Raw genomic sequence first — 21,532 nt, 5'->3', positions numbered from 1 at the left:
TCCCCCTACTGGATGCTGCGGAGCGCCTGTTCGAGGATCTCGGCGCCCTCTTCCGCCTCGGCCACGGTCAGGGAGAGCGGCGGCGCGATGCGCAGGACGCTGGTGTCGTGTCCGCCGCCCTTCCCGAGCAGCAGTCCGCCCGCGCGGGCGGCCTCCAGGACGGCGGCGGCCGCGTCCGGGTCGGCCCGGTCGGTGCCGGGCCGGGTCAGCTCCAGCCCTGCCATCAGGCCCCGGCCGCGTACCTCCCGTACGGCGGGCACGTGGGCGGCGATGGCGCGCAGCCGCTCCAGGAGGAGGCCGCCGACGCGGCGGGCGTTGCCCTGGAGGTCGTGTTCCAGTACGTACGCGAGGTTCGCGTTGCCGGCCGCCATGGTGACCGGGGAGCCGCCGAAGGTGGAGATGGAGTTGGCGTCGAGGCAGTTCATCACCTCGGCGCGGGCGACGACCCCGCCGATGGACATGCCGTTGCCGATGCCCTTGGCGAAGGTGAGGATGTCCGGCGGGCCGCTCCGGTCGTGGGCCTGCCAGCCCCAGAAGTGTTCGCCCGTACGCCCCCAGCCGGTCTGCACCTCGTCGCTGATCCACAGGATGCCGTGGCGGCTGAGGACCTCGCGGAAGGCTCCGTAGAGGCCGTCGGGCGGGGAGGTGAAGCCGCCGACGCCCTGGATGGGCTCGGCGATGAGCGCGGCCACTCCACCGCGGGCCTGGCCGAGGACGTCTTCGAGGTCCGCGACGGCGGCGGCGGTGAAGTCGGCGTCGGAGAGGTGGGCGAAGGGGCCACGGGTGCGGACGGCTCCGTGGACGTAGTACGTCTGGAGCGGCGAGAGGCTGGTCGGCGACCAGCCGCGGTTGCCGGTGATCGACACGGTGGAGAAGGACCGGCCGTGGTAGCTGTTGCGCATCGCCAGGATCTGGTTGGAGCGGCGGTACGCCGTCGCGAGCAGCAGGGCGGTGTCGTTGGCCTCGGTGCCGGAGGTGGTGAAGAAGACCCGGGCGTCGGGGATGCCGGACAGGGCGGCGATCCGCTCGGCCAGCTCGATCATCGGCCGGTTGAGGTAGAGGGTGGAGGAGTGGATGATCCGGCCGGCCTGCTCGGAGACGGCCTTGGTGACCTCGGGCAGGGCGTGGGCGGTCATCGTGGTGAGGATGCCGCCGAAGAAGTCGAGGTAGCGGTTGCCGTCGGCGTCCCAGACGTGGCGGCCTTCGCCGTGGGTCAGCTCGATGGGGCGGTCGTAGTAGAGCGCGAGCCAGTCGGGCAGGACGGAGCGGTGGCGGCTGTGCAGGGGAATCGGGTTGGTCACGGCTGTACGAGCCCTCCGTAGGCGTCGGGGCGGCGGTCGCGGTAGAAGGCCCATTGGGTGCGGACCTCTTCGATGAGTCCGAAGTCGAGGTCCCGGACGAGGAGTTCCTCCTCCTTGTCGCTTGCGACCTCCCCGACGAACTGGCCGCGCGGATCGACGAAGTAGCTGGTGCCGTAGAAGTCGTTGTCGCCGTACTCCTCCTGGCCGACGCGGTTGATGGCGGCGACGAAGTACTCGTTGGCGACGGCGGAGGCGGGCTGTTCCAGCTGCCACAGGTACGCGGACAGGCCTCGGGAGGTGGCGGACGGGTTGTACACCAACTGGGCTCCGGCCAGACCCAGTTGACGCCATCCCTCGGGGAAGTGGCGGTCGTAGCAGATGTAGACGCCGACCCGGCCGACCGCGGTGTCGAAGACGGGCCAGCCGAGGTTGCCCGGGCGGAAGTAGTACTTCTCCCAGAAGCCCTTGACCTGGGGGATGTGGTGCTTGCGGTACTTGCCGAGGTAGCTGCCGTCGGCGTCGATGACGGCGGCGGTGTTGTAGTAGAAGCCGGCGCTTTCGAGCTCGAAGACCGGGACGACGATGACCATGCCGGTCTCGCGGGCCAGGGCCTGCATGCGGCGGACGGTCGGGCCGTCGGGGACGGGCTCGGCCCAGCGGTAGTGCTCGGGCTCCTGGACCTGGCAGAAGTAGGGGGCGTTGAACACCTCCTGGAAGCCGATGATCTTCGCGCCCTGGGCGGCGGCGCGGCGGGCGTGCTCCTCGTGTTTGGCGATCATCGACTCGGTGTCTCCGGTCCAGGTGGCCTGGACCAGCGCGGCGCGGACGACTTGGGCCATGAGCTGCTCCTCGCGACGGGAACGCCGGTTCTACGCACGTAGACGGAGTACGTAGGGAGTAGAACGTAGGCCTCGTCACAGCGTGGGGCAAGACCGCCGTGCGCGGTTGGAGTAGTCGATCACGTTACGTCGCCCCGTGGTCGATTGCGGTCAGGAGACGGGCGGTTTACGCCGTGGCGATGCCGGCCACGCGGAGGGCGTGGGACAGGTCCCGGCGGTGGGTCGCGGACAGGGCGGCGGCGGCCCGGAGCAGGCGCGGCGCGAACCACCGCGGGTCGCGGCGGGCGAGGTCGGCCGCCTCCTCCGCGGTGCGGACCCGGACGAAGGCGTCGAGCAGGGCGTCGGCCTCGCGGGGCCGGCCGGCCCCGCCGAGGGCGAGTGCCGCGTCGGCGACCTCGGCGGTGGGGCGGGACACGCCCTGGCGGAGCAGGCGGTCGCTGTCGGTCTCCCGGCCCGCCTCGCCGAGGGCGGCGGCGGCCTCGGCGAGCCGCTCGGGCGGCAGCGAGGCGGCCTCCCACAGCAGGGTGCCCCAGTCGGCCGCGAGCCCGGCCCCGAGCAGCTCGGCGGCCAGCCCGGGGAGCCGGTCCGCGGGCCATCCCGCGGCCTCGCAGAGCAGCGCGTGCGCCTCCCCGCCCCGGCCTTGCGCGCGCAGCGCGACCAACTCCCCGACCAGGGCGCGCGTGCTCCCTGCGGGGGGCTCGGCCGGGAACGGGGTCCCGGTAGGCGTCGGGGCGGTTCCGCCGGGGCCGGTCCCGCGCCGGGGCACCTCCTCGGGTGCCGAACGTGACCAGGGGTCGGAGAGTGGCGGCGGAACAACGTTCGGCACCCTGCGGGGGCGCCCCGGCACACGCCCGTCACCACCGGAACCTGGGCCGAAGCGGGCGCCGCGCGGGGCGGGAGCCGGTGCGGGGTCGCCGCCGGGGTGTCCGGGGGGTGGGGTGAAGGGCGGGGGCTCGGGGGCCGGTGAGCCCGCGTACCGGGCGCCTCCGGCACGCCGTGCCCCGCCCCGCAGCCACCGTCCCTCGGCCCGGCCGACGGGGCGCTCGGCCTGCGGAGCCCGCTGCCTGGGCAGCCCGGGCAACGGCTCGCCTGGCCCGTCCACCGGAGGCGCGGTCCCGGCGGCGGGGCCGGGCGGCGTCGCCCCCGGCCACGGGGAGCGGGCGGGCGTCCCGGGCCACGATTCCGCCCCCGCGGGGGACACGGCCGACAGGCGGGACGTCAGGTCCGCATGGCGGGACATGGCCCGTGCGGCATCGTCCTGGACCCAGGAGAGCTCCCGGGACAGGGCGTCCGCCTCCGCCGGGTCGGCGGTGGAGCCGAGCCGCGCCATCAGGGCACGCAGGGCCGTCTCCGACTCGGCCCGCCGATCGGCCGCGGCCGCGAGCTGGGTCCGGAGCTCCTCCGTCCCGCCCGGCAGGCGGTCCCACGCCGTGACCGCCGCCGCCCGCAGCCGCGCCGCGTATACGGTCTCCCGCTGCGCCGGCTCCGCACCGCGCGCCGCCGCCAAGTCCCGCAGCAGCGACTCCAGCACGTCCCACGGCGGCATCGCGGCCCCGTCGAGGCAGGCCCGCATACCCGCCGGGTCCCGGCGCAGGAACTCCCCGTACCAGCCCGACCCGGGATCCAGCCTCTGGGTCAACCCCCGCAAGTACTCGGCAAGTTGACTGATCGCCAATGAAGTCGCGGTCTCCATGACCGCATTGGACCCCACCAGTGTTACGGGCGGGCTACGGGCACCTCAAAGCTTCACGGCGATCCCGGTGTGCGGCCGTTTCCCCCGCCGCGCCACCGTGGCGGGCAGGTCCACCACCCAGAACTGCCAGGTGTACTTCCGCCGCATCAGCCTGCGCACCCGCTTCAGCCCCGCCTCGTCCAGCAGTCGCGCCTCACCCTCCAGCACGGGCGCCCCCGGCGCCACGCGCCCCCGCACGTCGCACGGGGCGACGGAGACCCGCCCGTTGTCGCGTATCCGCTTCACCTTCCACGAATCGCTGCGCGTCCACACGTACAGCTCACCACCGTCGGCCACCGCCCACACCGGAGTCGCGACGGACGTGCCGTCCTTCCGGAAGGTGGTCAGGCTGACGTACTTGCCCCGGTTCAGCTCCTCGAGAGTCATGAGCGGAGCCTACGGCGCCCGGGCGGCGGAGGACCGCGTCCCCCGAGTCGTTCTCAGGGGCCCGGTCGCCGGGGACGGCGCAGGCCGCGACCAGGAGCCCGCTGGCGAGCAGTGCGCCGAGGAGCCCGAGACCGAGTCGCTGGGATGCGTTCGTGGCTGACACGCCTTCACGTGTGCCCCGCGCCCCGGCGGTTCCACCGCCGGTTGGTCCGTTCGGCCGCCGCGCGCGCCCGAACGCGGTGACTATGCGGGAACGACGGCGCAGCGCCGCAGCAGCTCGTCCAGGGAGAGCCCGAGCGTCTCGGCGAGGGCCGCGACCGTGAAGAAGGCGGGGGTGGGCGCCCGGCCCGTCTCGATCTTGCGGAGGGTCTCGGCGGAGAGCCCGGCGCCGGCCGCGACCTCGACCATGCTGCGGCCGCCGCGGGCCTCGCGCAGCAGGGCGCCCAGCCGCTCGCCGCGCTCGCGCTCTTCGGGGGTGAGGGGGGTACGGACCATGCCCTCATCCTACCCCGCGACCCAATAAGTATCCCGTTATAGTTATACCGGTATAGTTATTGGCATGGTGGAACTGAAGACAGACCGACAGATCGACGAGATGCGCGCGGCGGGCCGGGTGGTCGCGCAGGCCCTGGCAGCGGTGCGGGAGGCCGCGCGCGTCGGGGTGTCCCTGCGGGACCTCGACCGGGTGGCCCGCGAGGTGCTCCGCGAGGCCGGCGCGGCCTCGCCCTTCCTGGGATACCGGCCGGGCTTCGCGCCTGTGCCCTTCCCCGCCGTGGTGTGCGCCTCGGTCAACGACGCGATCGTGCACGGCATCCCGGACGGGTACCGGCTGCGCGACGGCGACCTGGTCAGCATCGACTTCGGCGCGAAGCTCGGCGGCTGGGTCGGCGACGCGGCGGTGAGCTTCACGGTCGGCCGGGCCCGCTCCGCCGACCTGCGGCTGATCGAGACCGCGGAGGCGGCACTCGCCGCCGGGATCGAGGCCGCCGTACCGGGAAACCGGATCGGGGACATCGCCCACGCCGTGGGCACGGTCTGCCGCGCCGCCGGGTACGGCATCCCGGACGGCTTCGGCGGCCACGGCATCGGCCGCGGCATGCACGAGGACCCGGGCGTGCCCAACGAGGGCCCGCCGGGACGCGGCATGAAACTGCGCCCCGGCATGGTCCTCGCCATCGAGCCGATGCTGATCGCCGGCGGTACGGACGACTACGTCTGCGACCCCGACGGCTGGACCCTGCGCACCGTCGACGGCTCCCGCGCGGCGCACGCGGAGCACACGGTGGCGATCACCGCCGAGGGCCCGAGGATCCTCACCGCGCTGTAGCCGCTACGGCCTCCCGTGCGGGCGGACCACCATGGCCGAGCCGCCGCCCCGGCGGCTCGTCTCGGCCGCCGCCAGCCAGCGGCCGTCGGGCAGCCGCTGCACGCCGGTCGCGGCACCGATCTCCGGGTTCTGCCGGAAGCCCTGGCCGAGTGCCGCCAGCTCCGCGCGCACCGGGCTGTTCCACAGCCCCGGCTCCAGCTCGGTGGTGGTCTGGTTGCGCTGGCTGGCCCGCGGCGCGGCGATGGCGTCGACCAGCGGCAGGCCCCGGTCCAGGTGGCCGATCAGGGTCTGCAGGACGGTGGTGATGATGGTGGCGCCGCCCGGGGAGCCCACCGCGAGGACGGGCCGCCCGTCGTCCAGCACGATGGTCGGGGACATGGACGAACGCGGGCGCTTGCCGGGGCCCGGCAGGTTCGGGTCCGGGACGCCCGGCGCGGCCGGGGCGAAGGAGAAGTCCGTCAGCTCGTTGTTGAGCAGGAAGCCGCGGCCCGGCACGGTGATCGCGCTGCCGCCGGTGGACTCGATGGTGAGGGTGTAGGAGACCACGTTGCCCCAGCGGTCGGCGACCGTCAGGTGCGTGGTGTTCTCCCCCTCGTACGTGGTCGGGGCGGCCTGCCCGGTCGCCGCGCAGGGCGCGGGGTCGCGCGGGTCCCCCGGTGCCAGCGGGCTGGTCAGCGCCTGGTCCGGGCGGATCAGGCAGGCGCGCGAGTCGGCGAACCGCTGGGACAGCAGTTCGCGCGTCGGCACGTTCTCGGCGGCCGGGTCGCCGACCCAGCGGCCCCGGTCGGCGAAGGAGATCCGGGATGCCTCGATGAACCGGTGCAGGTACTGCGCCTCGGACAGAGCGGAGAGGTCGGCGCCCTCCAGGATGTTCAGCGCCTCGCCGACGGTGGTGCCGCCGGAGGAGGAGGGCGCCATGCTGTAGACGTCCAGGCCCCGGTAGCCGACCCGGGTCGGGGCCTGCCGCTTGGTCTCGTACGCGCGCAGGTCGCCGGTGGTCAGGTCGCCGGGCCGGACGTTGCGGGTGGCCGCCGGGTCCACCGGGGGCTTGCGGACGGCCTGGACGATGTCGTCGGCGATGGGGCCCTTGTAGAGGGCGCCGGTTCCCTTGCGGCCGAGCTCCGCGTACGTGGCGGCCAGGTCCGGGTTCTTGAAGGTGGAGCCGACCACCGGCAGGGCGCCGCCCGGCAGGAAGAGCTTCCTGGTGTCGGGGAAGTCCTTGAACCGGTCCTGGTTGGCCTCGGTCTGGGCCCGGAAGGTGGAGTCCACGGTGAAGCCGTCACGGGCCAGTTTCTCGGCTGGCTTCAGGAGTTGGCCGAGCGGGCGGCTGCCCCAGGAGTCCAGCGCGCTCTTCCAGGTAGCCGGGGTGCCGGGGACCCCGACCCCGCGGCCGCTGGTCTGGCCCTCGGCGAAGGGGATGGGGGCGCCGTTCTCCTGGAAGAGGCCGGCGGTGGCCGTGGCCGGGGCGGTCTCGCGGCCGTCGATGGTCTGGACGCGGCGGGACTTGGCGTCGTAGTAGACGAAGTAGCCGCCTCCGCCGATGCCGGCCGAATAGGGCTCGGTGACGCCGAGCGCGGCGGCGGTGGCGACGGCCGCGTCCACTGCGTTGCCGCCGGAGCGCAGGACGGCGATGCCGGCGGCGGAGGCATCGGCGTCGACGCTGGCGACGGCCCCGCCGTAGCCGACGGCGACCGGCACCTTGGCGGGGGTGGCGGGTGCCGCGGGCGGGGCGGCGGCTCCGGTCGAGACGAGTGCGGCGGCGACGGCCAGCAGCGGTAACGTACGGGCGGCGGAACGGTGCATCCGGACCTCCAGTGGCAGCGTGCGCCGAGCCTAGCGGCCGCCCCGGCGCCCCGTCAGGGCGTCGGCCCAGGAGCCCGGTTCACGGGCCCGGTGTACCGGCCGGTGACCCTCCACATGCGATGCCCTAGCATCCGGCGCATGAACGACGACGTGCGCAACATCGTGCTCGGGGTGATCGCCACCGCCTGCAGCGGCGGGTTCGGCTGGTTCACCCGGACCTACGTCTGGCGGCGCGCGCTCCGCCGCAAACAGGCCTTCTTCGGCCTGCCGACCGGGTCCGACTGTCTGTTCGTGGTCAACCGCCAGATGGGCGGCACCGATTCCTCCCTGCACCGCAACGACGCCTTCGCCCTGCTGGAGATATCCGCCCTGATCAAGGACTGCGGGGCGAACGTGCAGATCGTCACCCACGACGGGGCCCGCCAGGGTTTCGGCGAGCGGGCCGAGTTCTGCGTCGGCGGACCGGTGTCCAACGCCCGGACCACGGCGCATCTGGCCTCCATGCTGCCCGGGGTGCAGACCGACGTCGGCCTCGAGCCGGGCCATCCGGACCGCGGGGCCATCCGCGTCGGCGGGGAGACGTACCGCTGGGAGAAGGGCCTGGTGGAGTACGTGCTGCTGGCGCGGCTGACCACCGGGCAGGGATCGCGGCCGGTGTTCCTGCTGTCGGGGCAGACCGCCAACAGCAACCAGGCCGCCGCCCGTTACCTGGCCAGGCACCATGTGCGGCTGGCCCGCACGTACGGCGACACGTCGTTCTGCGTGATGCTGAAGGTGATCAACTCCGACGCCTACGGGCCGGACGTGACCGAGCTGGTGGCGGACGTCACCGGGGCGGCCCGGACACCCGTAGCGGCAGCCGCGTGATCCCGTTGATGAAGTTCGAGACCAACCGCCGTGGCGGGCCGACGAGTTCGGGGGCAGGCATGGCCGCGCACCACTCCTCGTAGAGGGTGCGCAGCTGGAGCCGGGCGAAGTGGGCGCCCAGGCAGACGTGCGGACCGTCCCCGAAGGACACGTGCGGGTTGGGCGCCCGGCCGAGGTCGAGGCGGCCCGGGTCGGTGAAGACGCGCTCGTCGTGGTTGGCGGAGGCGTGGAAGACCACCACCTTGTCCCCCGCCCGGATCGGCTGCCCGGCCAGCTCGGTGTCGGCGGCGGCGGTGCGGCGGAAGCTGAGCACCGGCGGGTGGACGCGCAGGAGTTCGTCGGCGGCCCTCTCCACCGGGACCTTCCCCCCGGCGAGTTGGCGGTAGGCGTCCGGGGCCTGTGCGAGCGCGAGCAGGCCGCCGGGGGCGGCGCTGCGTACGGTGTCGTTGCCGGCGACGGTGAGCAGGAAGAAGAACATCTCCAGCTCCGCCGGGTCGAGCCGGGCCTCGGCCAGCGCGGTCATCACGTCGTCGCCGGGGTGCGCCCGCTTGTGGGCGGCCAGTTCGCGGGCGTACGCGAACATCTCGCCGAGCAGCGCCGGGGAGCGCGGGTTCAGCGGCTTGCCGTCGGGGCCGAGGAGGGGTGCGGGCGCGTCCTCGGGGTCCTGGTAGCCGATGACCCGTACGGTCCACTCCAGCAGCAGGGCGCGGTCGCCGGGCGGGACGCCCAGCAGGTCGGTGAGGTTGAGCAGGGCGTATTCGTCGGTGACCGTGCGCACGAGGTCGGCGGCGCCGTCCTCGGCCCCGTCCCGGGCGGCGGCCAGCAGCGTACGGGCGCGTTCCCGCACCCTCCCGGCGAAGGCGTCGACCCGGGCGGGCGTGAAGGCGCGGGCGACGAGCCGGCGCAGCCGGCCGTGATCCCCCGAGGTCTTCGCCGGGTCCTGGTTGAGCATCGTGCGGCGCAGGAAGGGCAGGTCGGCCGGGTCCGGGTCGCGGATCTGGGTGGCGCCGGTCCAGGAGGAGTAGGTGCGGTGGTCGCGCAGGAGGCGGACGACATCGGCGTGCCGGGTGACCGCCCAGAAGCCGGGGCCGGCGGGCCAGCCCCCGATCTCCGGCTCCGCCTGCCAGGCCACCGGGTGCCGCTCGCGCAGGATCCGGTAGCGGGCGTGCGGGATGCCCTCGGCGTAGATGCGGGGGTCGAAGACGTCTGGGACGTCCGCGGCGTGGTCCATGGGGCCACCGTGACGGGTGTGCGGCCCTGCCCGCAAGGGCGCGGGCGGCCGCGGGCGTCAGCGCCGCGGGCACTCGGCGGCGGGGAGCTCGGTGTCGGTGCCCCGGAGCGCGACCGGGCTGAGGGTGTCCGGCACGGCGGAGACGCCGACGGTGCACACGAGCTGGTTGCGGGCGAGCTCCGACAGGCCGCCCACGGCGAAGGGCACACGGACCGTGATCCCCGCAGCCGGCGAGTAGTCCGTCACCGCCATGGTGTCCTCCTGTCCGGCGGGCAGCCGGGGCAGCGCCGTCGTGAGCCCGGCCTCCCGGGCCGGACCGACCGGGCCGTCCAGCAGCAGCCGCGCGAGCGCCCGGGGCGCGATGGTGTAGCCGCCGTCGATCGCGAACGGGACCGGGACGAGCCGGTCGCCCTCCTTGGAGACGAAGTAGAGGACGGCGGCGTTGCCGCCGGGCTTCTTCACGGTGGCCGCGTGGCCGCTCTCGATCACCCCGGTCGGTTTGATCCCGCATCCGGAGAGCAGCAGCGCGCAGCCCGCCAGCGCCGCCGTGGCCGCCGCGGCCCGGGATCTCGTCTTCCGCCCGGTCATCGGTGGGCCTCCAGCGGCATGTCGAGGGTGAAGAGGGCTCCCCCGGCAGGACTGTTGGCCGCCCGGAGGGTGCCGCCGTGCAGGCGGACGTTCTCCAGGGTGATGGCGAGTCCGAGGCCGCTGCCGGCGGAGCGGGTCCTGGCCGCGTCGGCCTTGAAGAAGCGGTCGAAGATGTGGGGCAGCACCTCGGGGGCGATGCCGGGCCCGCTGTCGGCGACGTCGATGAGCAGCCGTTCGCCGTCCTCCCCCGGCGCGGTCCGTACGGTGACGCGTACGGGGGCGCCGCCGTGCCGCAGGGCGTTGCCCACGAGGTTGGCGAGGACCACGTCGAAACGGCGCGGGTCGAGCCGGGCGCGTACCCCGTCCGGCAGCTCGGTGACGACGCGCTCGTCGTCCCAGTGGCGTCGTTCGAGGGTCTTGCGCACGGCTTCCGCGATGTCCACGTCGTCGAGGTTGAGCTCGGCGGCCCGGGCGTCGAAGCGGGATATCTCCATCAGGTCCTCGACGAGGACGGCGAGTTTGCCGGTCTCGGCGCTGACCAGGCGCAGGGCCTTGGCGGTGTCGGCGTCGAGGTGTGCGGCGTCCTCGTCGAGGACCTCGGTCACGGCGAGCATCCCGGCGAGGGGGGTGCGCAGCTCGTGGGAGACGTCGGAGGCGAAGCGGCGGGCACGGGTCTCCGCCTCCTGCAGCTCGCGCACGGACTCCTGCAGGGCCCGGGCGGTCTCGTTGAAGGTGCGGGCGAGGCCGGCGAGTTCGTCGGCGCCCCGGACCTCGATGCGGGTGTCGAGGCGGCCGCGGCCCAGCCGCTGGGCGGCCCGGCGCATGTCGCGGACCGGCCGCAGCACGCTGCGGGCGGCCAGCAGCGCGGGGACGATGGCGATGGCCAGCCCCGGGACGGCGCCGCGCTGGGCGGCGACGACCATGGCCTCGACGGTCTGCTTCTCGGTGGTGAGCGGGATGCTGGCGTAGAAGACGGCCCCGGTGGCTTCGGTGTAGCCGTTGTGCGCGAAGAGGGCGGGGACGCCGATCGTGAGCCACGGATTGCCGCGTTGGTCCTCGACGCGCTGGAAGGCGGTGTAGCGGTTGTTGCGGACCTGCTCGCGCAGGCTGTCGGTGATCACCGTGGACGTGGGCGTACCGGGGTTGGTGGAGGTGCGCAGGCCGCCGTACTCGCCGAAGATGATCCACGGGTGTGGTTTGCCGCGCTTGCCGAGCTCGGTGACGATGCGCTGGAGCTCCTGCTGGGTCATGGGGAGGCGGATCTCCTGCTGCTCCACCTGGTCCCGCAGGGTGCTGACGGCGGTGTCCTGGGTCTGCTTGAGGATGGCGTTGCGCGCCTGCTGGTAGGTCAGGGCGGCGGTGGTCACCGCGCTGATCGCGGCGACCAGCAGGAAGGCCGCGATCAGCCGGGTGCGCAGGCCCAGCGGGGCTATCCGTCTCACGGCGGCCTACAGGGGGCCGAAGCGGTAGCCGAAGCCGCGTACGGTCTGGATGTAGCGGGGGCTGCGGGCGGGGTCCTCGATCTTGTGGCGCAGGCGGCGCACGCAGGCGTCCACGAGCCGGGCGTCGGCGTGGTAGCTGTGGTCCCAGACGTACTCGAGGAGCTGCTGGCGGGAGAAGACCTGCTCGGGCGAGGCCGACAGGTGCAGCAGGAGCTTGAGCTCGCTGGGGGCCAGCGCGACCCGCTCGCCGTTCTTGGCGACGGTCAGCCCGGCCCGGTCGATGGCGAGTTCGCCGTGGACCTCGACCTCGGGGCGCACGCCCACGGGGTCGATGAGCCGGCGCAGGACGGCCTTGATGCGGGCCTCGATGACCTCGGTGCGGGCGGGTTTGACGATGTAGTCGTCGGCTCCGGCCTCCAGGCCGACGACTATGTCGAAGTCGTCGCCGCGCGCGGTGAGCATGATGATCGGCACCTCGCTGGTCTCGCGGATGCGGCGGCAGACCTGCACGCCGTTGATCCCCGGCAGCATCAGGTCGAGCAGGACCAGCTCGGGGCGGAAGCCCCCCATCAGGGCGAGCCCCTCCTCGCCGGTCTCCGCGGAGCTCACTTCGTGCCCGCGCCGGCGCAGGCCCAGGCCCACCCCCTCCCGCACGGAAGGGTCGTCCTCGATCAGCAGTACGCGTGGCATCCGGTCAGTATCCCAAGGTGTTTCATGGCTTTCATCCCGCTATCGGCCGATCTTGCGCCGCAGGGAGTCCAGCTGGTCGGTGATCTCCGTCAGGCGCAGCGGCCCGGCGAGGAGGACGACGACGAGCGCCAGCGCGATGGTTCCCGCCCCGACCGCGGCGAAGTTGCCGAAACGGTCGGCGGCGCGGGCGGCCGCGTACCCGGCGGCCGCCGCTGGGACGCAGGCGGCGAGGAGGCGCAGGTGGGTCCGTACGGCGGTCGCGCGCAGCTGCGTACGGGTGCCCGCGCGCGGGCCGAGCCGACGGGAGAGGGCGTACGCGGTCACGGCGGCGCCCGCGAGGAAGGCGAGGGAGGAGGCCGCGGCCATGCCGGTGACCGCCCAGCGCGGGGACAGCAGGAGGTACGCGGCGGCGGACAGCCCCGCGTTCAGCGCGGCGATGACCAGGTTCAGGAAGAAGGGGGTGCGGGTGTCGGAGAGGGCGTAGAAGCCGCGCGAGAGCACGTACTGGGCGGAGAAGGCGATCAGGCCGGGTGCGAAGGCCATGAGCATGCCCGCCATGACCTCGATGTCGGCGGCGCCGGTGCGGCCGTACTCGAAGACGCTGCCCATCACCCAGGGGGCGAGGGCGGCGAAGACGGCGGCGGCGGGGACGACGAGGGCGGCGCTGGAGCGCAGGGCGTAGGAGATGTCCCGGCGTACGGCGCCGAGGTCGCCGTCGGAGGCGGCGGAGCTCATCCGGGGCATCAGGGCGGTGACGAGGGAGACCGTGATGATGCCCTGCGGGACGATCCACAGCTGGTAGGCGTTGCTGTAGGCGGTGTAGCCGGCGCCGCCCGCGAGGCCGGCTTCGACGGCGTGCTGTCCGGTGGTGGTGGAGAGCCGGGTGACGACCCAGTAGGCGATCTGGTTGGTGAGGACGAGCATGACCGTCCAGCCCGCGTTGCGCAGCGGGCGGCCGAGGCCGCTGCCGCGCCAGTCGAAGCGGGGGCGCCAGCGGAAACGGGCGGCGCGCAGCGAGGGGACCAGGGCGAGGGCCTGGATGACGATGCCGGCGGTGGTGCCGAGGCCCAGCAGCCGGGTCTCGGCGGCGGTCAGGCCGTCCGCGGCGTCGTGGGAGACGTAGAGGAAGAGCCCGAAGACGCCGATGATCACGAAGTTGTTGAGGACCGGGGTCCACATCATCGCGCCGAACCGGCCGCGGGCGTTCAGCACCTGGCCGAGCAGGGTGAAGAGCCCGTAGAAGAGGATCTGCGGCAGGCAGTAGCGGGCCAGGGCCACGGTGGTGTCCGCCTGGGCTCCGCTGTAGTCGGTGTACGCCGAGACGATCAGCGGGGCGGCGAGGACCGCGACGGCGGTGAGCGCGACGAGGGCCGCGGTGCAGGCGGTGAGCAGCCGGTCGGTGTAGGCGGAGCCGCCGTCGGCGTGCTCCTTGGCGGCGCGCACGAGCTCGGGGACGAAGACCGCGTTCAGGGCGCCGCCGATGAGCAGCATGTAGATGATGTTCGGGACCGTGTTGGCGACGGCGTAGCCGTCGCCGAGCAGTCCGGTGCCGAGCGCCGCGACGACGACGGCGGATCGGACGAAGCCGGTGGCGCGGGAGACGATCGAGCCGGCCGCCATGAGCGCGCCGCTGCGCAGCACGGAGGTCTTCCCCCCGGCCGCGCGCTCGGCGCCCGCCTCGGCGGGTCTGGTGTCGGTGGCCGTCACCGGCGGGCCATGTAGGCCTGGAACGCCTTGTAGAGCGCCGTGTTGGCGTATCCGTCCATCGGGGTCTCCCACTCGCCGAGCGTCTCGACGACCTGTCCGCCGGTGCCGAGCTTCCAGCGCAGCAGCCCGAAGGAGCGTTCGTCGGGGTCGAGGGTGGAGGGTACCCCGCGCATGTCGTACTCGTCCGCCCCTAGGGCATGGGCGTCACACATCATCCGCCACTGCAGGGCGTTGCTGGGGCGGACCTCGCGGCGGTGGTCGGCGGAGGCGCCGGTCTGGTACCAGACCCGGTTCCCGGCGACGATCATCGTGTGGGCGGCGAGGATCTCGCCCCGGTGGATGCCCAGGTAGAGCCGCATCCGGCCCGGATTCTCGGCGTTGAGGACCTGGTACTGCTGCTCGTAGTACGCGAGGGAGCGGCCGAGCCGGAAGCCGTCCCGCTCCTCGGTGATCCGCAGCAGCCGGTAGAACTCGGGCAGGTCGTCGGCGGTGCCGACGACCGTCTCCACTCCCGCCTTTGTGGCCTTGCGCACATTGCGCCGCCACTCCTGGTTCAGGCCGGACCACAGGTCGTCGAGGGTGCGGCCGGCCAGCGGTACGCGGAAGACGTGTCGGGGCTGGGCGTCGCCGTCGTCCTCGCCGCCGCAGCGCTTCCAGCCGCGCGTGCGCAGCCGGTCGGCGAGGGCGGCGCCGACCGGGTCCACCTCGGTGGCGAGCACGTCGGAGATCTGCCGGCCGGGCCCGGTGGCCGCTTTGACGGTGGCCGCGTCCCAGCGGCGGTAGGCGGGGGTGGGGCCCATGCGGACGGCGAAGGCGCCCGCCGCCCTCAGGTGGCGCTTGAGGGGGGTGAGCCAGCGGTCTATGTGCGGGTCGGACCAGTCGGCGACGGGGCCCTCGGGCAGGTAGGCGAAGTATTTGCGGGTGCCGGGGAATTGGCGATAGAGAACGAGTCCGGCACCGACGAGGCTGCCGTCGGGCAAGTGCCATCCGACCCTTTCCGAGCGCCAAAGGTCCTTCACCTCGGCCCAGGACGGGTACTGCAGAAAGCTCGCCCGCCCGTGCCCGGAGAGGAATCCCAGGTATGCGGAAACGGACAGGGCGCGCACGCTCAACTCCTGATCCTGGTCTTGCTGAGCGGGGGTCACGAGCAGTGCACACACGGCCGGCGGCCTTCCTGTTCGATCCGATGGGTACACACAGCACTCTCACAGCCGCCCGTGACCGAAGTGCGCGGCGAATGTGACCGGACGATGACCGTTTCGCTGCGGTACATGTCACAGAGAAAATCCGGATCTTTTCTTCAACTTCCGCAACCTAAAGTCGCTCTGTCCGCTCCTACTTTGCGGACGTTCATTTCGTTGGAGGGGTTTTCGTTGAGCCGCACACGCCGTACCGCCATGGCTGGGACCGCACTTCTGGCCCTTGCGCTGACCGCCTGCGGGGGCGGTTCGGGAGCCGCCGGGAGCGGGTCCGGCAAGGCGGAGATGAAGCCGAAGCCGGACATGGCGATCTCCGTGAACCTCACGGGCGATCAGGTCAAGGCCGGTGAGCCCGTGAAGGTGACCATCGCCGACGGCAAGCTCTCGCTCGTGAAGGTGACGGACGCCAAGGGCGGGGAGTTGGCCGGACAGATATCCGCCGACGGCAAGACCTGGACCTCGGAGCGCAACGCCTCGCCCGGCACGGACTACAAGGTCGAGGCGCAGAACACCGACAGCCAGAGCGCGACCGCCCAGTTCAAGACCTCGGCCGCCGACAAGGTGAACAAGGTCTCGATCAACGTGGCCAAGGGCAGCACGGTGGGCGTGGCCATGCCGGTCTCGCTGGTCTTCGACAACCCGGTCAAGAACAAGGCCGAGGTGGAGAAGCAGCTGAAGGTCACCACCTCGGACAACACCGAGGGTTCCTGGGGCTGGTTCAAGGACTACTCCGGCAAGGACCGGGTGGACTGGCGGCCCAAGGACTACTGGAAGTCCGGCACCGACGTGAAGGTCGACATGAACCTGAACGGCGTGGACTCCGGCCCGGGCGGCGGCCTCTTCGCGCGGGACTACAACACCGAGTTCAAGATCGGCAAGGACCGCCGGATGGAGGTCAGCCTCGACACCAAGAAGCTGAAGGTGACCGAGGACGGCCAGACGGTGAAGACCATCCCGATCTCGGCCGGCACGCCGGGCGGCAAGAAGGCCTCCTGGTCCGGGAAGATGGTGCTGATGTCCAAGGAGGGCACCATCCGGATGGACTCCCAGACGGTGGGCCTGGGCGACGCCTACGACAAGATGGTCGACTACTCGATGCGGCTGACCTGGTCGGGCATGTACGTGCACGCCGCGCCCTGGAACAACGCCAACTTCGGCGTCGCCAACACCAGTTCGGGCTGCGTGGGCATGAGCGACGCCAACGCCAAGTCCTTCTACTCCGAGGTGCAGGTCGGCGACCCGTTCGAGGTCGTCGGTGACGGCTCGAAGGGCAACGCCGAGATCGGCAACGGCTACGGCGAGTGGAACCTGTCCTGGGACCAGTGGAAGGCCAAGAGCGCCCTCTCCGGCACCCCCCAGAACGGCTGATCCGGCCGCTGACTTTCGTTCAATCGTTACCAGTGCGTAACTTACCCATGGGTTACTTCCGGTAATCCTCTGCGGCTACCGTCGGGTCACTTTGACGACCCGGCGCACGCGAGGAGCGATTGATGGAACGCACCACCACCGCCGCAGCCGTGGCAGCCCTCCTGGCGGCAGCCGCCCTGGGCCTGGCCCCCCACCAGGCCCAGGCGGCTCCCGCCACCGCCGTGACGGCGTCCGCCGACGCCTCTTCGGAACTGCGCTTCCACGACATCCCCGGCTCCGGAGGCATCACCCTCAAGGGCAACGTCTTCACCCCGGCCGGCGCCCAGGCCGGCCGGAAGTATCCGCTGATCGTGCTGCCCACCAGCTGGGGCATGCCGCAGATCGAATACATCGCCCAGGCCAAGAAGCTCGCCGACTCCGGCTACGTCGTGGTCGGTTACACCTCCCGCGGCTTCTGGCTCTCCGGCGGGCAGATCGAGGTGGCCGGCCCGCCGGACGTCGCCGACGTCTCCGCCGTCATCGACTGGGCCCTCGCCCACACCCCCGCCGACGCCGACCGCATCGGCCTCGGCGGCGTCTCGTACGGCGCGGGCATCAGCCTGCTGGCCTCCGCGCACGACCCGCGCGTCAAGGCCGTGGTCGCGATGAGCGGCTGGGCCGACCTCATCGAGTCCATCTACTCCGGGCGCACCCAGCACCTCCAGGCCGCCGCCATGCTCGGCGCCGCCGGCTACCTCACCGGCCGCCCGGGCCCCGAACTCCAGCAGATCCTCGGCGACTTCCTCGGTTCGAAGCTGGAGAACGAGCAGGCGATGATCGACTGGGGCAAGGAGCGCTCGGCCGCCGAACAGGTGGACCGGATCAACGCCAACGGCCCCGCGATCATGCTGGGCAACGCCTGGGGCGACACCATCTTCCCGCCCAACCAGTACGCGAAGTTCTTCGAGAGGCTGACCGGCCCCAAGCGCCTGGAATTCCGCCCCGGCGACCACGCCACCGCCGAGGGCACCGGCCTGCTCGGCCTGCCCAACGACACCTGGACCAACGCCCACCGCTGGTTCGACCGCTACCTCAAGGGCGAGCGCAACGGCGTCGACACCGAGGCCCCGGTGCAGATCAAGTCCCGCAGCAATGACGGCTACGAGGGCTACGCCGACTGGAAGTCGGTCGGCTCCGGCGGCACCGAGAAGCTCGCGCTCTCCGACAGCGAGCACCTCTTCGCCAACGTGGACTCCGGCGCCGACGGCGGGATCATCTTCCTCTCCAGCGTCCTCGACCAGTTCGTCAAGGCACCCCCGGCCGCCTCCATCCCGCTCCTCCCCCGCGCCTTCGCCGCGGTCTGGCAGTCGGAGCGCTACGGCGAGGACCGCCGCGTCCGCGGCACGGCCAAGCTGCACACCACCGTCACGCCCACGAAGGCCGACGGCACCTTCGTCGCCTACCTCTACGACGTCGGCCCGCTCGGCATCGGCAAGCTCGTCAGCAACGCCCCGTACACCTTCCACGACCGCACCCCCGGGCGGGCGTTCGGCGTGGGCCTGGAGCTTTTCTCCACCGCCTACGACGTGCCCGCGGGCCACCGGCTCGCCCTCGTCGTCGACACCGTGGACCCGCTCTACATCGAGCACAACCCCGCCGGCGCGCAGCTGACCTTCTCCTCGCCGCGCACCGATCCCTCGTACGTCTCGGTGCCGCTGCGCGAGCAGTGACCACGGCTGCTGCCGGGCGGGGAAGGCTCCCCGGGGGCTACTCCCGGCCCGGCAGCACCACTCCCGGTTCGGCCGCGGCGACCTCCACCGCCTTGGTCTTGAGGCTGCGCCGCTCCCGCCGGGCCACCCAGGTCGCGAACCAGGACAGCAGCATGCACATCCCGATGTAGATCGGCGAGATGATCATCACGACCGGGATGAAGGGCAGGTCGTAGTCGAGGTTGGAGGCGATCAGCTTGCCCGCGTGCAGGAACTCCTCGTAGGTGATCAGGTAGCCGAGCGAGGTGTCCTTCAGGGCCACCACCAGCTGGCTGATGATGGTGGGCAGCATGGCGCGGACCGCCTGCGGGGCGAGGACGAAGGTCATCACCTGCGTCTTGCGCATGCCGAGCGCGTACGCGGCCTCGCGCTGGCCCTTGGCCACCGCGTTGATGCCCGTACGGAAGACCTCCGCGAGCACCGAGCCGTTGTAGAGGGTCAGCCCCGCCACCAGAGCGGGCAGCGGCTGGACCTTCAGGGCGACGAAGATGAAGAAGATCATCACCAGGACCGGCATGGCCCGGAAGAACTCCACGCACAGCGTCGCCAGCCAGCGCACCGGCCGGTGGACCGAGAGCCTGCCGGTGGCGAGCACCGCGCCGAGCACGAGCGAGAGCACCGAGGCGTAGGCGAAGGCCTTGAGGGTGTTCCACAGGCCCTTGAGCAGCAGCTCCTGGATGCCCTCGTAGGTGAAGGGGCTCCACTTGGCGGCGGTGAACTGGTGGGTGTCGAAGAGCAGGTAGAGGATCCAGGCCAGCAGGCCGAGGATCACCACGGTCGACAGGATCCCGTAGAGGAAGTGCCGGCGCTGGGCCTGGGGGCCCGGGATGTCGTAGAGGGCGGTGGACTCCATGTCCCCGTGGAGCGCGTGCGCGGTCATCGGGCGACTCCGAAGCGCTTCTCCAGCACGTTGAAGAGCGCGCTGATGGACAGGGTGATGATCAGGTAGCCGACGGCGATCCAGACGAAGGTCCAGATGATGCTGTAGCCCAGCTCGTTGAGGGTCTTGTAGGTGCCCAGCAGCTCGGTGACGCTGAAGGCGCCCGCGATCGCGGAGTTCTTGGCGAGCGCGATCAGGGTGGAGCCGATGGGCGGGATGACGGAGCGGAAGGCCTGGGGCAGGACCACCGCGCCGAGCGTCTGGCCGAAGGACATGCCGAGGCTCCGGGCCGCCTCGCCCTGGCCCTTGGGCACGGTGTTGATGCCCGAGCGCAGGGCCTCGCAGATGAAGGCGGACGTGTAGCAGCCGAGCGCGAGGACGGCGAAGAGCTGGAAGGGCAGGACCAGGCCGAAACGGGGCAGGCCCAGCAGGACGGCGAAGAAGAGCAGGGTGAGCGGGGTGTTGCGCAGGACGGTGACCCAGACCGTGCCGAAGACCCGGAAGGAGCCGACGGGCGCGACGCGGAAGGAGGCCATGACGAAGCCGAGGACCAGGGCGAGGAGGGAGGCGTAGACGGTCAGCTCGACGGTGCCGAGGAACCCCTTCCCGTAGAGCGAGAAGTTCTTGGTGAGCACGTCCATGGCGGTGTCCTCTCCCTCAGCCCGCCGGGTAGCGGTCGATGGGCGGCGGAGCGGGGGCGGGCACGCCGGACAGGCCGAGCGTGGCCTCGTAGGCCTTCTTCCAGTTGCCGTTCCTCTCGTTCTCCTCCAGGGCGTCGTCGAGCGCGAAGCGCAGGGCGTTGTCGCCGCGCGGGACGCCGATGCCGTAGGGCTCCTTGGAGAAGGGCCTGCCGACCACCTTGAGTTCCTCGGGGACCTTGGCGGCGTAGCCGAGGAGGATGGAGTCGTCGGTGGAGACGGCGTCGACCTGGTAGGTGAGCAGGTTGTCCACGCAGACCGAGTAGGTGTCGTAGGCGACGAGGACGGCCTTGGGGAACTCCCTCTGGAGCCGCTGGTACGGGGTGGAGCCGGCGGCCGAGCAGACCTTCTTGCCCGCGAGGTCCTCGGGGCCCTTGATGTCCTTCTCGTTCCTGCGGACCAGGAGGGACTGGCCGGCCATGAAGTAGGGGCCGGCGAAGCCGACCTGCTTCTTGCGGTTGTCGTTGATCGTGTAGGTGCCGACGTAGTAGTCGATCTGGCCGTTCTGCAGGGCCGTCTCGCGGTTGGCGGAGGCGATCGTCCGGAACACGATCGTCTTGGGGTCGAAGCCGAGCGAGGCCGACATCATCCTGGCGATCTCGATGTCGAAGCCGGAGTAGCCGCCGCCCGCGGGGTCCTTCTCCCCCAGGTACGGCTGGTCCTCCTTGGCGCCGACCACGAGGTGGCCGCGCTTGCGGGCCTTCTCCCAGGTGCGGGAGTCGGGCAGCCGGAAGGCGGTGTCGACCTTGTACGTGGGCAGGTCCTCGGGCTGTGGTCCCTTGACCGGGGGGCTGCCGGACCTGCCGCAGCCGGTGGCGGCGGCGAGCAGGACCGCGAGGAGCGCGAGCGCGCGCAGGTGTCTCATCGGCCGGGCCCCTCAGTGCTTGAGGATCTTGGAGAGGAAGTCCCTGGCCCGCGCGCTCTCGGGGGCGGTGAAGAACTCCTCCGGGGTCCGGTCCTCGACGATCTTCCCGTCGGCCATGAAGACGACGCGGTTGGCGGCGGAGCGGGCGAAGCCCATCTCGTGGGTGACCACGACCATGGTCATGCCCTCCCTGGCGAGCTGCTGCATGACCTCCAGCACCTCGTTGATCATCTCCGGGTCGAGCGCGGAGGTGGGCTCGTCGAAGAGCAGGGCCTTGGGGTTCATGGCGAGGGCGCGGGCGATGGCGACGCGCTGCTGCTGGCCGCCGGAGAGCTGGGCGGGGTACTTCTCGGCCTGGTCGGCGAGGCCGACGCGGTCCAGGAGCTCGCGGGAGCGCTTGTCCGCCTCCTCCCTGCGGCGCTTGCGGACCTTGATCTGCGAGAGGGAGATGTTGGCGAGGACGGTCTTGTGCGCGAAGAGGTTGAAGGACTGGAAGACCATCCCGACCTCGGCGCGCAGGTGGGCCAGCTCCTTGCCCTCGGCGGGCAGCGGCTGTCCGTCGAGGAGGATGGTGCCGGACTCGACGGTCTCCAGCCGGTTGATGGCCCGGCACAGGGTGGATTTCCCCGAGCCGGAGGGGCCGATGATCACCACCACCTCCCCGCGGCCGACGGTGAGGTTGATGTCCTGTAGTACGTGCAGCTGTCCGAAGTGCTTGTTGACGTCCCGCAGCTCGATCAACGGATCGACGGCCACCATGCGCTGCCCTGCCCACTTGTCGGTGTCGAGGTCAGCGCAAACTATCCAGCCCTGGAAGGGCACTTCACCTCGACACGCCTAAAGGGGACATAAAGCCCGGA

The 21,532-nt window shown here is 72.0% G+C and carries 20 protein-coding genes; 4 read left to right on the top strand and 16 right to left on the bottom strand.

The genetic code is table 11. The features are described 5' to 3' along the window. Positions 1-5: 5 nt before the first annotated feature. From ACGFYU_RS16200 to ACGFYU_RS16180, 5 genes are all read right to left on the bottom strand, one after another. Complete coding sequence (locus ACGFYU_RS16200; RefSeq protein ID WP_393827919.1) at positions 6-1,301, bottom strand: aspartate aminotransferase family protein; 1,296 nt, start codon at positions 1,299-1,301, stop codon at positions 6-8. Further along, complete coding sequence (locus ACGFYU_RS16195; RefSeq protein WP_393827918.1) at positions 1,298-2,140, bottom strand: nitrilase-related carbon-nitrogen hydrolase; 843 nt, start codon at positions 2,138-2,140, stop codon at positions 1,298-1,300. Before ACGFYU_RS16195 ends, ACGFYU_RS16200 begins: the two co-directional genes overlap by 4 nt. A 166-nt stretch (positions 2,141-2,306) precedes the next feature. Next, complete coding sequence (locus ACGFYU_RS16190; protein ID WP_393827917.1) at positions 2,307-3,779, bottom strand: hypothetical protein; 1,473 nt, start codon at positions 3,777-3,779, stop codon at positions 2,307-2,309. A gap of 99 nt (positions 3,780-3,878) precedes the next feature. Then, the gene (locus tag ACGFYU_RS16185; protein ID WP_393827916.1) at positions 3,879-4,259 is read right to left on the bottom strand and encodes a PPOX class F420-dependent oxidoreductase; all 381 of its coding nucleotides are present in this window, start codon (positions 4,257-4,259) and stop codon (positions 3,879-3,881) included. A 243-nt stretch (positions 4,260-4,502) separates the two neighbouring features. Further along, the gene (locus ACGFYU_RS16180) at positions 4,503-4,754 is read right to left on the bottom strand and encodes a helix-turn-helix domain-containing protein (RefSeq protein WP_393827915.1); all 252 of its coding nucleotides are present in this window, start codon (positions 4,752-4,754) and stop codon (positions 4,503-4,505) included. A gap of 64 nt (positions 4,755-4,818) precedes the next feature. Here ACGFYU_RS16180 and map point away from each other — a divergent pair, with 64 nt between their 5' ends. Continuing rightward, positions 4,819-5,586, top strand: coding sequence for a type I methionyl aminopeptidase (gene map, locus ACGFYU_RS16175; RefSeq protein ID WP_393827914.1), 768 nt, complete (start codon positions 4,819-4,821; stop codon positions 5,584-5,586). A 3-nt stretch (positions 5,587-5,589) separates the two neighbouring features. Here the strand turns inward: map and ggt are convergent, their stop codons facing one another. Then, positions 5,590-7,389, bottom strand: a complete 1,800-nt coding sequence (ggt, locus tag ACGFYU_RS16170; RefSeq protein ID WP_393827913.1) for a gamma-glutamyltransferase — start codon at positions 7,387-7,389, stop codon at positions 5,590-5,592. Positions 7,390-7,527: 138 nt separating this feature from the next. Here ggt and ACGFYU_RS16165 point away from each other — a divergent pair, with 138 nt between their 5' ends. Then, positions 7,528-8,256: a hypothetical protein gene (locus tag ACGFYU_RS16165; RefSeq protein ID WP_393827912.1), complete on the top strand. Its 729-nt coding sequence runs from the start codon at positions 7,528-7,530 to the stop codon at positions 8,254-8,256. On the opposite strand, the gene ACGFYU_RS16160 is transcribed toward ACGFYU_RS16165, so the two are convergent. From ACGFYU_RS16160 to ACGFYU_RS16135, 6 genes are read right to left on the bottom strand one after another with little or no spacing between them, the layout of a single operon-like run. Further along, a complete protein-coding gene (locus ACGFYU_RS16160) occupies positions 8,216-9,487 on the bottom strand; it encodes a cytochrome P450 (RefSeq protein ID WP_393827911.1) in 1,272 nt (423 codons plus the stop codon). The two genes, ACGFYU_RS16165 and ACGFYU_RS16160, sit on opposite strands and share 41 nt — an antisense overlap. Positions 9,488-9,544: 57 nt before the next feature. After that, positions 9,545-10,075 (bottom strand): GerMN domain-containing protein, encoded by a 531-nt coding sequence (locus tag ACGFYU_RS16155; protein ID WP_393827910.1) that lies wholly within the window; start codon positions 10,073-10,075, stop codon positions 9,545-9,547. Further along, positions 10,072-11,517, bottom strand: a complete 1,446-nt coding sequence (locus tag ACGFYU_RS16150) for an ATP-binding protein (protein ID WP_393827909.1) — start codon at positions 11,515-11,517, stop codon at positions 10,072-10,074. The genes ACGFYU_RS16155 and ACGFYU_RS16150 overlap by 4 nt, the downstream gene beginning before the upstream one ends. 6 nt (positions 11,518-11,523) lie before the next feature. Further along, the gene (locus ACGFYU_RS16145) at positions 11,524-12,207 is read right to left on the bottom strand and encodes a response regulator (protein WP_393827908.1); all 684 of its coding nucleotides are present in this window, start codon (positions 12,205-12,207) and stop codon (positions 11,524-11,526) included. Between the two features lie 39 nt (positions 12,208-12,246). Further along, complete coding sequence (gene murJ, locus ACGFYU_RS16140) at positions 12,247-13,914, bottom strand: murein biosynthesis integral membrane protein MurJ (protein ID WP_393827907.1); 1,668 nt, start codon at positions 13,912-13,914, stop codon at positions 12,247-12,249. Next, entirely contained in the window at positions 13,911-15,026 is a 1,116-nt protein-coding gene (locus ACGFYU_RS16135; protein WP_393827906.1) for a lipid II:glycine glycyltransferase FemX, read from the bottom strand. Before ACGFYU_RS16135 ends, murJ begins: the two co-directional genes overlap by 4 nt. Before the next feature lie 285 nt (positions 15,027-15,311). On the opposite strand from ACGFYU_RS16135, the gene ACGFYU_RS16130 reads away from it, so the two are divergent. Beyond that, on the top strand, positions 15,312-16,481 hold the full coding sequence (locus ACGFYU_RS16130) for an Ig-like domain-containing protein (protein WP_393827905.1): 1,170 nt from the start codon (positions 15,312-15,314) through the stop codon (positions 16,479-16,481). 122 nt (positions 16,482-16,603) lie between these two features. Continuing rightward, on the top strand, positions 16,604-18,190 hold the full coding sequence (locus ACGFYU_RS16125; RefSeq protein WP_393827904.1) for a CocE/NonD family hydrolase: 1,587 nt from the start codon (positions 16,604-16,606) through the stop codon (positions 18,188-18,190). 37 nt (positions 18,191-18,227) lie between these two features. On the opposite strand, the gene ACGFYU_RS16120 is transcribed toward ACGFYU_RS16125, so the two are convergent. The 4 genes from ACGFYU_RS16120 to ACGFYU_RS16105 are packed head-to-tail and all read right to left on the bottom strand — an operon-like array spanning position 18,228 to position 21,428. Continuing rightward, positions 18,228-19,109 carry an amino acid ABC transporter permease gene (locus tag ACGFYU_RS16120; protein WP_393827903.1) on the bottom strand — a complete coding sequence of 294 codons (882 nt, stop codon included), beginning with the start codon at positions 19,107-19,109 and terminating at the stop codon, positions 18,228-18,230. Continuing rightward, positions 19,106-19,750 carry an amino acid ABC transporter permease gene (locus tag ACGFYU_RS16115; protein ID WP_393827902.1) on the bottom strand — a complete coding sequence of 215 codons (645 nt, stop codon included), beginning with the start codon at positions 19,748-19,750 and terminating at the stop codon, positions 19,106-19,108. The genes ACGFYU_RS16120 and ACGFYU_RS16115 overlap by 4 nt, the downstream gene beginning before the upstream one ends. A gap of 16 nt (positions 19,751-19,766) precedes the next feature. After that, positions 19,767-20,672, bottom strand: coding sequence for a glutamate ABC transporter substrate-binding protein (locus ACGFYU_RS16110; RefSeq protein WP_393827901.1), 906 nt, complete (start codon positions 20,670-20,672; stop codon positions 19,767-19,769). 12 nt (positions 20,673-20,684) lie between these two features. Further along, positions 20,685-21,428, bottom strand: coding sequence for an amino acid ABC transporter ATP-binding protein (locus ACGFYU_RS16105; RefSeq protein WP_393828039.1), 744 nt, complete (start codon positions 21,426-21,428; stop codon positions 20,685-20,687). Between the last annotated feature and the right edge of the window lie 104 nt (positions 21,429-21,532).

Source organism: Streptomyces sp. NPDC048337 (assembly GCF_043201175.1).
Taxonomy (GTDB): Bacteria; Actinomycetota; Actinomycetes; order Streptomycetales; family Streptomycetaceae; genus Streptomyces.
This window is presented reverse-complemented; position numbering and strand designations above follow the sequence as displayed.

Bases quoted from the DNA above. Each gene is read 5' to 3' on its own strand.
- ACGFYU_RS16120 (WP_393827903.1), bottom strand. From the start codon at position 19,109: ATGACCGCGCACGCGCTCCACGGGGACATGGAGTCCACCGCCCTCTAC.
- ggt (WP_393827913.1), bottom strand. From the start codon at position 7,389: ATGCACCGTTCCGCCGCCCGTACGTTACCGCTGCTGGCCGTCGCCGCC.
- ACGFYU_RS16125 (WP_393827904.1), top strand. From the start codon at position 16,604: ATGGAACGCACCACCACCGCCGCAGCCGTGGCAGCCCTCCTGGCGGCA.
- ACGFYU_RS16110 (WP_393827901.1), bottom strand. From the start codon at position 20,672: ATGAGACACCTGCGCGCGCTCGCGCTCCTCGCGGTCCTGCTCGCCGCC.
- ACGFYU_RS16185 (WP_393827916.1), bottom strand. From the start codon at position 4,259: ATGACTCTCGAGGAGCTGAACCGGGGCAAGTACGTCAGCCTGACCACC.
- ACGFYU_RS16145 (WP_393827908.1), bottom strand. From the start codon at position 12,207: ATGCCACGCGTACTGCTGATCGAGGACGACCCTTCCGTGCGGGAGGGG.
- ACGFYU_RS16180 (WP_393827915.1), bottom strand. From the start codon at position 4,754: ATGGTCCGTACCCCCCTCACCCCCGAAGAGCGCGAGCGCGGCGAGCGG.
- ACGFYU_RS16165 (WP_393827912.1), top strand. From the start codon at position 7,528: ATGAACGACGACGTGCGCAACATCGTGCTCGGGGTGATCGCCACCGCC.
- ACGFYU_RS16130 (WP_393827905.1), top strand. From the start codon at position 15,312: ATGGCTGGGACCGCACTTCTGGCCCTTGCGCTGACCGCCTGCGGGGGC.
- map (WP_393827914.1), top strand. From the start codon at position 4,819: ATGGTGGAACTGAAGACAGACCGACAGATCGACGAGATGCGCGCGGCG.
- ACGFYU_RS16155 (WP_393827910.1), bottom strand. From the start codon at position 10,075: ATGACCGGGCGGAAGACGAGATCCCGGGCCGCGGCGGCCACGGCGGCG.
- ACGFYU_RS16195 (WP_393827918.1), bottom strand. From the start codon at position 2,140: ATGGCCCAAGTCGTCCGCGCCGCGCTGGTCCAGGCCACCTGGACCGGA.
- ACGFYU_RS16160 (WP_393827911.1), bottom strand. From the start codon at position 9,487: ATGGACCACGCCGCGGACGTCCCAGACGTCTTCGACCCCCGCATCTAC.
- ACGFYU_RS16115 (WP_393827902.1), bottom strand. From the start codon at position 19,750: ATGGACGTGCTCACCAAGAACTTCTCGCTCTACGGGAAGGGGTTCCTC.